8 protein-coding genes are annotated in these 7947 nt (G+C 65.5%); 5 read left to right on the top strand and 3 right to left on the bottom strand.

The window, feature by feature from the left end:
- The first annotated feature begins 173 nt into the window (after nucleotides 1-173).
- From ACIPXZ_RS09095 to ACIPXZ_RS09075, 5 genes are read left to right on the top strand one after another with little or no spacing between them, the layout of a single operon-like run.
- Nucleotides 174-734 carry a hypothetical protein gene (locus ACIPXZ_RS09095; protein WP_400592690.1) on the top strand — a complete coding sequence of 187 codons (561 nt, stop codon included), beginning with the start codon at nucleotides 174-176 and terminating at the stop codon, nucleotides 732-734.
- Between the two features lies 1 nt (nucleotide 735).
- The gene (locus ACIPXZ_RS09090) at nucleotides 736-1563 is read left to right on the top strand and encodes an exodeoxyribonuclease III (protein WP_400592687.1); all 828 of its coding nucleotides are present in this window, start codon (nucleotides 736-738) and stop codon (nucleotides 1561-1563) included.
- A gap of 45 nt (nucleotides 1564-1608) precedes the next feature.
- On the top strand, nucleotides 1609-2670 hold the full coding sequence (gene trpS, locus ACIPXZ_RS09085; protein ID WP_400592684.1) for a tryptophan--tRNA ligase: 1062 nt from the start codon (nucleotides 1609-1611) through the stop codon (nucleotides 2668-2670).
- A 4-nt stretch (nucleotides 2671-2674) separates the two neighbouring features.
- Nucleotides 2675-3259 (top strand): 2'-5' RNA ligase family protein, encoded by a 585-nt coding sequence (locus tag ACIPXZ_RS09080; protein ID WP_400592681.1) that lies wholly within the window; start codon nucleotides 2675-2677, stop codon nucleotides 3257-3259.
- Nucleotides 3237-4310 (top strand): YihY/virulence factor BrkB family protein, encoded by a 1074-nt coding sequence (locus tag ACIPXZ_RS09075; RefSeq protein WP_400592678.1) that lies wholly within the window; start codon nucleotides 3237-3239, stop codon nucleotides 4308-4310. Before ACIPXZ_RS09080 ends, ACIPXZ_RS09075 begins: the two co-directional genes overlap by 23 nt.
- 16 nt (nucleotides 4311-4326) lie before the next feature.
- Here the strand turns inward: ACIPXZ_RS09075 and ACIPXZ_RS09070 are convergent, their stop codons facing one another.
- The 3 genes from ACIPXZ_RS09070 to sdhA form a co-directional block, all read right to left on the bottom strand.
- Nucleotides 4327-5091 carry an alpha/beta hydrolase family protein gene (locus ACIPXZ_RS09070; RefSeq protein WP_400592675.1) on the bottom strand — a complete coding sequence of 255 codons (765 nt, stop codon included), beginning with the start codon at nucleotides 5089-5091 and terminating at the stop codon, nucleotides 4327-4329.
- A gap of 274 nt (nucleotides 5092-5365) precedes the next feature.
- Nucleotides 5366-6148: a succinate dehydrogenase iron-sulfur subunit gene (locus ACIPXZ_RS09065; protein ID WP_400592672.1), complete on the bottom strand. Its 783-nt coding sequence runs from the start codon at nucleotides 6146-6148 to the stop codon at nucleotides 5366-5368.
- On the bottom strand, nucleotides 6148-7935 hold the full coding sequence (gene sdhA, locus ACIPXZ_RS09060; RefSeq protein ID WP_400592669.1) for a succinate dehydrogenase flavoprotein subunit: 1788 nt from the start codon (nucleotides 7933-7935) through the stop codon (nucleotides 6148-6150). The genes ACIPXZ_RS09065 and sdhA overlap by 1 nt, the downstream gene beginning before the upstream one ends.
- Nucleotides 7936-7947 lie beyond the last annotated feature (12 nt).

Below are 7947 nucleotides of genomic sequence, written 5' to 3'. Positions count from 1 at the left end.
CGCTGTTCGGGGCGTGAATCAGCTACCCGGGGTAGCTGATTCACGCCCCGAACAGCGGACTCGGCAGGGTTGCGCGGTGGGTCTGACCCTTGGATAGCGGACTCGGCGCCCGGCTCCGTTCGCCGGGCGGGAACATGGCGGGCCTCGCCTCACGGGTGGGGGAGAATGGGAACATGCAATCTCTGGGACCCGACAACACTCAGCCCGGCGGCCGGTTCAGCGCCGCAAAGGCCAGCACGTTCAGGATCGGCGGGCTGGGCATGTCCGTCCTGGTCCTGGCATTCCTGGTCGCGGTGATCTTCGCCGCGAACCAGAACACCGTGGTCGGCTGGTTCGTGGCCGTCATCTCCCTGGGATGGCTCCTGCTTGCCGCTTTCGTGGTGTTCAGCATCCAGCGTGCCACTCGGAAGGCGGCCGCCAAGCTCGGTGAAGCGAGCAATGCCTTCAACGCGGCAGCCGGCCGGGCGCCGTCGTCGTCGAGCGAGAGCACGCGCCTGGTGTCGCAGGATGGCGAGTCCACGCGGATGCGTGACATGAAGCTGGACCACTCCTTCAAGATCGTCCAGGTCCAGGCCCGCGTGATCGAAGAGCAGCTGGCCAAGGGCGATGAGGGGGATGCGGGCATGGTGGCGCGCGCACTGGAGACCATCACCATCACCTCCAGCAACGCTCGTGACATGATCCGTTCCGGCGGCGGAACCGACGAGCCGGTCAGCGGCACTGTGATCGACTAGAGTGACAAGGGTGAACGTGGCTGACAAGGATTTCCTGCGCATCGCGACCGTCAACGTCAACGGCATCCGTGCCGCCTACCGCAAAGGCATGGCCGATTGGCTGTCCTCTCGCGGTGTGGACATCCTCACGCTTCAGGAGGTCCGGGCACCCGATGACATCGTCTTCGATCTGATCGGTGAAGGCTGGCACATCCTGCACGCTGAAGCCGAGGCCAAGGGCCGTGCGGGTGTCGCACTCGTGTCCCGCGAGAAGCCTCTGGAGACGCGAGTCGGCATCGGAGACCCTTACTTCGCCACTACCGGTCGCTGGGTCGAGGCCGATTTCGCCCTCCCCAACGGTGAGAAGCTCACGGTGGTCAGTGCCTACGTCCACTCTGGCGAGGTCGACACCCCCAAGCAGGTGGACAAGTACCGCTTCCTCGATGAGATGATCACCAAGCTCCCGGCCATGGCCTCTGCGAGCGATCACGTCGTCATCACGGGTGACCTCAACGTGGGTCACACCGAGCTGGACATCAAGAACTGGCGTGGAAACACCAAGCGGGCAGGCTTCCTTCCGGAGGAGCGCGCCTACTTCGACCGCTTCTTCGGCGAGGAGATCGGGTACAAGGACGTCGCCCGTGAGCTCGCGGGACCGGTCGATGGCCCCTACACCTGGTGGTCGCAGCGTGGCCAGGCCTTCGACAACGACACAGGCTGGCGCATCGACTACCACATGGCCACTCCGGCGTTCGCCGCCCGGGCGCGCCAGGCCGTGGTGGACCGTGCAGCAAGCTATGACACCCGTTTCTCCGACCACGCCCCCCTGGTGGTCGACTACAGCCTCTGACGGCCCGTGCCGTGCGGCGGCGCCCACGGCATTCCCAAGGACACCATGACCCACAACACCATTACTGAAGAAGACCTCCTCAAGCTCCAGGACGGCCGTCGCGCGCGGGTGCTTTCGGGCATGCAGCCCTCAGCGGATTCCCTCCATCTGGGCAACTATCTGGGCGCACTGGTCAACTGGGTCAAAGCCCAGGACGAGTACGACTCCTTCTACTTCATCCCGGACATGCACGCCATCACAGTGCCGCACGATCCTGCAGATCTGGCCGAGCGCACCCGGCGCACCGCGGCACAGTACATCGCGGGTGGCATCGATGTGGAGCGGTCCACACTGTTCGTTCAGTCCCATGTGCCGGAACACGCCCAACTGACCTGGATCATGATCTGCCTGACCGGTTTCGGCGAGGCGTCCCGCATGACCCAGTTCAAGGACAAGTCGGCCAAGGGCGGTATGGAATCCGCAGGTGTGGGTCTCTTCACCTACCCGATGCTGATGGCGGCCGACATCCTGCTCTACAACCCCGACGCCGTGCCCGTGGGAGATGACCAGAAGCAGCACGTGGAGCTGGCCAGGGATCTGGCACAGCGTTTCAACCACCGCTTCGGTGAGACCTTCCGCTTGCCGAAAGCCCTCATCCGCAAGGACGGGGCCCGGATTTACGATCTGCAGAATCCCAGCTCCAAGATGTCCAAGTCGGCGTCCAGTCCCAACGGTCTGATCAACATCCTCGATGATCCCAAGCTCATCGCCAAGCGGATCAAGTCCGCCGTCACCGACGCGGGCACCGAGATCTCCTTCGACCGGCAGGAGAAGCCGGGCGTGAGCAATCTGCTGGAGATCCTCTCCACGGTTTCAGACACCCCGGTGGAGACCCTGGTGGATGAGTTCCAGGGCAAGATGTACGGACACCTGAAGGTCGCCGTGGCCGATGCCGTCGTCGCACGGCTTGAGCCCATCCGCAGCCGCACGCTTGAACTGCTGGAAGACCCTGCCGAACTCGATCGTCTGCTGGCCCGTGGTGCGGAGAAGGCCCGTGAGGTGGCCGCCCCGGTGCTGGCGGACGTGTACTCGAAGGTGGGGTTCCTCGCCCCGGCAGGACAGGCCTGAATCGATGTGCCTGGGGCCGGAGGCCGAGGAGCGTGCAGGTGCCGGGGGTGAATCCCGGGCGCCGGAGCCGCCCTGCGTAGGCGTCATCATCGGTTTCCCTGAGGAAGTCGCCAACGAACTGCAGGTCTGGCGGGCCTCCTTCGGAGACCCGATGGCGGCCCACGTCCCGGCCCACATCACTTTGGTGACGACGACGCCGGCGGAGGACTGGAGCAGTGCACTCCGCCATGTGCGAGCGGTGGCTGAGGACAGCTCGCCATTCACGGTGACGCTGCAAGGCACCAGTACCTTCCGCCCGGTCTCGCCAGTGGTCTACCTCAATGTGGAGCAGGGGTTCGAGTCCTGCGTGCGCCTTCATGAGGCACTGCAGTCCGGCCCGCTGGCCCGGGAACTGGATTTCCCATATCACCCTCATGTCACGGTCGCCCACGATGTGGGCGAGAGCAGCCTGAGCGACGCTGAGCAGGCATTGGCCTCTTACAAGGTCTCCATCCCCGTGGATAGGATCGGGGTGTACGAGCACGTGGCCAACGGATTCTGGGAACTGCGCGAGGAGGTCCTCCTGGGTGGTACGCCGGCAGGGACGTGAGTCCCCGACCCAGCACGATGAGGCGGTGCGGCAGGATGTGCCTGCCACGGACCCTCCTGAGATCTCCCCGCTGGACTTAACCCAGCTGCGCCACGAAGAGCGGCGCACCCGAAACGCACTGGCTCGTGCCGCCCGGGACAATGAAGGGTTTCCGGTCCGGACCAAGGCCTTGGTGGCCTGGCTCCTCGCCTCGGTGAACACCTGGCTGCCCGTGAGGGTGTTGAACAACTACTCGCGGAGCAACGGCCCGTTGGCGGCCGCCGGTATGGCCTTCCGGATGTTCTTCTCCATCGGTGCTCTGGTGGTCTCAGGGCTCGGCATCGGCGGCATCGTGCTCAATGGCCATCCCGGGTTCCGGAAATCCGTGCTGGACGCCGTTGACCGGATGCTGCCGGGAATCCTCAAGAGCGACGGAGGCCCCGGGCTCGTGAACCCGGACTCTCTCCTGAACCCGAGCGGTCTGAACTGGACCGTGGCGGTGGCCCTGGTCATCGCCCTTTTCGGCTCGCTGGGCTGGATCGGGGGCATGCGGGACGGCATGCGTCAGGTCGCGGACACGGAACGACTTCGGGAGAACCCTGTGATGGCCCGCCTGAAGGACCTGGCGACCCTCGTGATGCTGGGCCTCGCCCTGTTGCTCAGTGTGGCGCTCATGCTGCTCTCCAGTTCCATCCTGCACCAGATCTTCGGGCAGCTGCCGTTGGAAGGCGTTCTGAACATTCCCTTCCTGCCGACTGTGGCCGGCTTCGTCCTGAACTGGTGCGCTGCCGCCTTGCTGCTCCGGATCGGGGCCCGGCTGCGGTTCCCGCGCAGACCCTTCCTGGAAGGCACGCTGCTGAGCGCGCTCATCCTGACCGTCCTGCAGGCCCTCAGCAGCGAATTGCTCGGCATGGCCGTCAGAAACCCCGTGATGGCCTCCTTGGGCATCGTGGTGGGTGTGCTCGTCTGGTTCAACCTGCTCAGCCAGGTGCTGCTGCTCGGCACCTCCTGGACGACGGTGCGGGCTGCGGACCGCCGTCCTGTGGAGCCGATCCGGCTGATCGAGGACTGAACCGGACGCTGAGGCGTCAGCCTTTCAGGTACTGCTCCGCCCACGCGCCGATGATGCGCGCCACCCTGGCGGCCTGGCCCTTGCCGGTCAGAAGATGTTCAGCGCCTTCCAGGGAGACGAAGCTGCGCGGATGCCGTGCGGTCTGGAAGATCTCGCTCGCGTTGTCGATGCCGACGGTGTTGTCGGTGGGGGAGTGGAGCACCATCAAGGGCCGGTGCAGGGTGCGGATGCAATCGCGCAGATCGGCCTGCTCGACGTCCTCCACGAAATGCCGGCGGACCTCCCGGCGTCGCCCGCCGAGGTCGACTTCCGCGCTGCCGGTGCTGAGGATCGTGTCCACTTCGGCGTCGAACATGTGCTCGACGTGCCGCGGCTGGAACGGTGCCGCCACGGTCGCGATCGCCGCCACCTCCGGAAGCTCCCGTGCCGTGGCGAGCACGGCTGCCCCGCCGAAGGAGTGGCCTATCAGAAGGCTGGCGGGCTTGTCCTGAGACCGTAGGAACTCGGCCGCCTTGATGGTGTCCGCCACCTTCACGCTGAAGGAGCCATCGGACCAGTCTCCGGCGGAGTCGCCCAGCCCCAGATTGTCGAAGCGCAGCATTCCGACTCCCTGCTCAGCGAGGGCTTTGCAGATCCGGGAGGCCGCAGGGCTGTCCTTGCCGAGGGTCAGACCATGGGAGAAGAGCCCCCAGCCTCGCACGGGTCCGTCCGGAATGTCGAGGATGCCCGCCAGGAGGGCTCCTGTGCTTCCTGCGAAACTGACCTTCTGGGAGGTGGGCATCGGGCCGCCTTTCATCTGTCGTAGCCTTCAGAAGCGTACCGGTCCGCCTGCAGGAGTGCCCGATGTGAAGCGCCGTCGGACGATATTGCTCGCGAGTAGGCAGTTGTTCATAGTCCGGGAGCTGGGGACTATGAACAACTGCCTACTCGCGAGTGCGGGCAACGCACACAGGGGAGCGCACGACGTCGCCCGGAAACGCGAACGGCGCCGCTCACCGGATGGTGAGCGGCGCCGTCGTGAAGCAGCGTTTCGCAGGCCTCGGCTGAGGCGCGGATCAGATGCTGCGGGTCAGAATCGCCTGCTTGACCTCGGCGATGGCCTGCGTGATCTGGATGCCGCGGGGGCAGGCCTCGGAACAGTTGAAGGTGGTGCGGCAGCGCCACACGCCTTCCTTGTCGTTGAGGATCTCCAGGCGCATGTCGCCGGCGTCATCACGGGAATCGAAGATGAAGCGGTGGGCGTTCACGATCGCGGCCGGACCGAAGTACTGGCCGTCGGTCCAGAACACCGGGCAGCTGGAGGTGCAGGCCGCGCACAGGATGCACTTGGTGGTGTCATCGAAGCGGGCGCGGTCCTCGACGGACTGCAGGCGTTCCTTGGTCGGCTCGTGTCCACCAGGGATCAGGAACGGCATGATTTCGCGGTAGGACTGGAAGAACGGCTCCATGTCCACGATCAGGTCCTTCTCCACCGGCAGGCCCTTGATGGGCTCCACCGTGATGGGCTTGGACGTGTCGAGGTCCTTCAGCAGCGTCTTGCAGGCCAGACGGTTACGGCCGTTGATGCGCATGGCATCGGAGCCGCAGATGCCGTGGGCACAGGAGCGGCGGAACGACAGCGAACCGTCGTGCTCCCACTTGACCTTGTGCAGGGCGTCCAGCACGCGGTCCGTGCCGTACATGGTCAGCTGGAAGTCGTCCCAGTGGGCCTCGTCGGAGACCTCCGGGTTGTACCGGCGGACGCGCAGCGTGATGTCGAAGGACGGGATCTCCCCGCCGCCTCCGGCACTGGCCGGCAGCTCCACCTTGGACGCGGGTTCAGCGGTTGCGGCAGTCATCAGTACTTACGCTCCATCGGTTCGTAACGGGTGAAGATCACCGGCTTGGTGTCCAGACGGATGCCGGCGACGTGTTCGGTGGACGCGGAGGAGTCCTGGTAAGCCATGGAGTGCTTCATGAACTTCTCGTCATCGCGGTCGGGGAAGTCCTCGCGGTAGTGGCCGCCACGGGATTCCTCACGGTGCAGGGCGCCGACGGTCATGACCTTGGCCAGCTCCAGCAGGAAGCCGAGCTCGACGGCCTCGAGGAGATCGAGGTTGAAGCGCTTGCCCTTGTCCTGGACGGTGACGTTCTTGTACCGCTCCTCGAAGGAGGCGATGTCGGAGAGGACCCGGTCCAGGGACTCCTTGGTGCGGAACACCTGCATATTGGCGTCCATGGTGTCCTGCAGTTCCTTGCGGATCTGGGCCACGCGCTCGGTGCCATTGCTCTCCAGCAGACCGCCCAGCATGCCGCGGACGCGGTTCTCCGGGTCCTCCGGCAGCTCGACGTAGTCGGCCGTCTTGGAGTACTCGGCCGCGGCGACGCCGGCGCGCTTGCCGAAGACGTTGATGTCCAGCAGCGAGTTGGTGCCCAGACGGTTGGAACCGTGGACCGATACACAGGCGACCTCACCCGCGGCGAACAGGCCGGGGATCACGGTGTCGTTGTCCTGGAGGACTTCGGTCTGGATGTTCGTCGGGATGCCGCCCATCGCGTAGTGCGCGGTCGGGAACACCGGCACGGGCTCCGTGAACGGCTCGACACCCAGGTAGGTCCGGGCGAACTCGGTGATGTCCGGGAGCTTGGCCTCGATGTGCGCCGGCTCCAGGTGGGTCAGGTCCAGGAGCACGTAGTCCTTGTTCGGGCCGCAGCCGCGACCTTCGCGGACCTCGTTCGCCATGGCGCGCGCCACGATGTCACGAGGCGCCAAGTCCTTGATGGTCGGTGCGTAGCGCTCCATGAAGCGCTCACCCTCGGAGTTACGCAAGATCGCGCCCTCACCGCGGGCACCTTCGGTGAGAAGGATGCCGAGACCGGCGAGGCCGGTCGGGTGGAACTGGAAGAACTCCATGTCCTCCAGCGGGATGCCACGGCGGAAGGCGATGCCCATGCCGTCACCGGTCAGGGTGTGCGCGTTGGAGGTGGTCTTGAAGACCTTGCCGGCGCCGCCGGAGGCGAACACGACGCTCTTGGCCTGGAACACGTGCAGCTCGCCGGTGGCCAGCTCATAGGAGACGACGCCGGCGACGCGCTTCTGCTTGTAGCTGGTGCCGTCCTCGCGGACCGCATCCTCTTCGACGATGAGGAGATCGAGCACGTAGTACTCGTTGTAGAACTCCACATTGTGCTTCACGCAGTTCTGGTAGAGCGTCTGCAGGATCATGTGTCCGGTGCGGTCGGCCGCATAACATGCGCGGCGGACCGGCGCCTTGCCGTGGTCACGGGTGTGGCCGCCGAAGCGACGCTGATCGATCCGGCCTTCCGGCGTGCGGTTGAACGGCAGACCCATCTTCTCCAGGTCCAGCACCGCGTCGATGGCCTCCTTGGCCATGACCTCGGCGGCGTCCTGATCGACCAGGTAGTCGCCACCCTTCACGGTGTCGAAGGTGTGCCACTCCCAGTTGTCCTCTTCGACGTTGGCGAGAGCGGCGCACATGCCACCCTGAGCGGCGCCGGTGTGGGAGCGGGTGGGGTAAAGCTTGGTCAGAACCGCGGTGCGGGCACGCTGGCCGGATTCGATGGCGGCGCGCATACCGGCGCCACCGGCGCCGATGATCACGACATCGTACTTGTGGACCTGCATTCTCAGATGCCT

It is taken from the genome of Arthrobacter sp. NPDC090010, from assembly GCF_044748305.1.
GTDB lineage: Bacteria > Actinomycetota > Actinomycetes > Actinomycetales > Micrococcaceae > Arthrobacter_E.
Note: the sequence above shows the minus strand (reverse complement) of the source record. Positions and strands in the feature narration are given on the sequence as shown.

Coding starts and splice junctions, on each gene's coding strand:
- ACIPXZ_RS09080 (WP_400592681.1), top strand. CDS start 2,675: ATGTGCCTGGGGCCGGAGGCCGAGGAGCGTGCAGGTGCCGGGGGTGAA.
- sdhA (WP_400592669.1), bottom strand. CDS start 7,935: ATGCAGGTCCACAAGTACGATGTCGTGATCATCGGCGCCGGTGGCGCC.
- ACIPXZ_RS09070 (WP_400592675.1), bottom strand. CDS start 5,091: ATGCCCACCTCCCAGAAGGTCAGTTTCGCAGGAAGCACAGGAGCCCTC.
- trpS (WP_400592684.1), top strand. CDS start 1,609: ATGACCCACAACACCATTACTGAAGAAGACCTCCTCAAGCTCCAGGAC.
- ACIPXZ_RS09095 (WP_400592690.1), top strand. CDS start 174: ATGCAATCTCTGGGACCCGACAACACTCAGCCCGGCGGCCGGTTCAGC.
- ACIPXZ_RS09065 (WP_400592672.1), bottom strand. CDS start 6,148: ATGACTGCCGCAACCGCTGAACCCGCGTCCAAGGTGGAGCTGCCGGCC.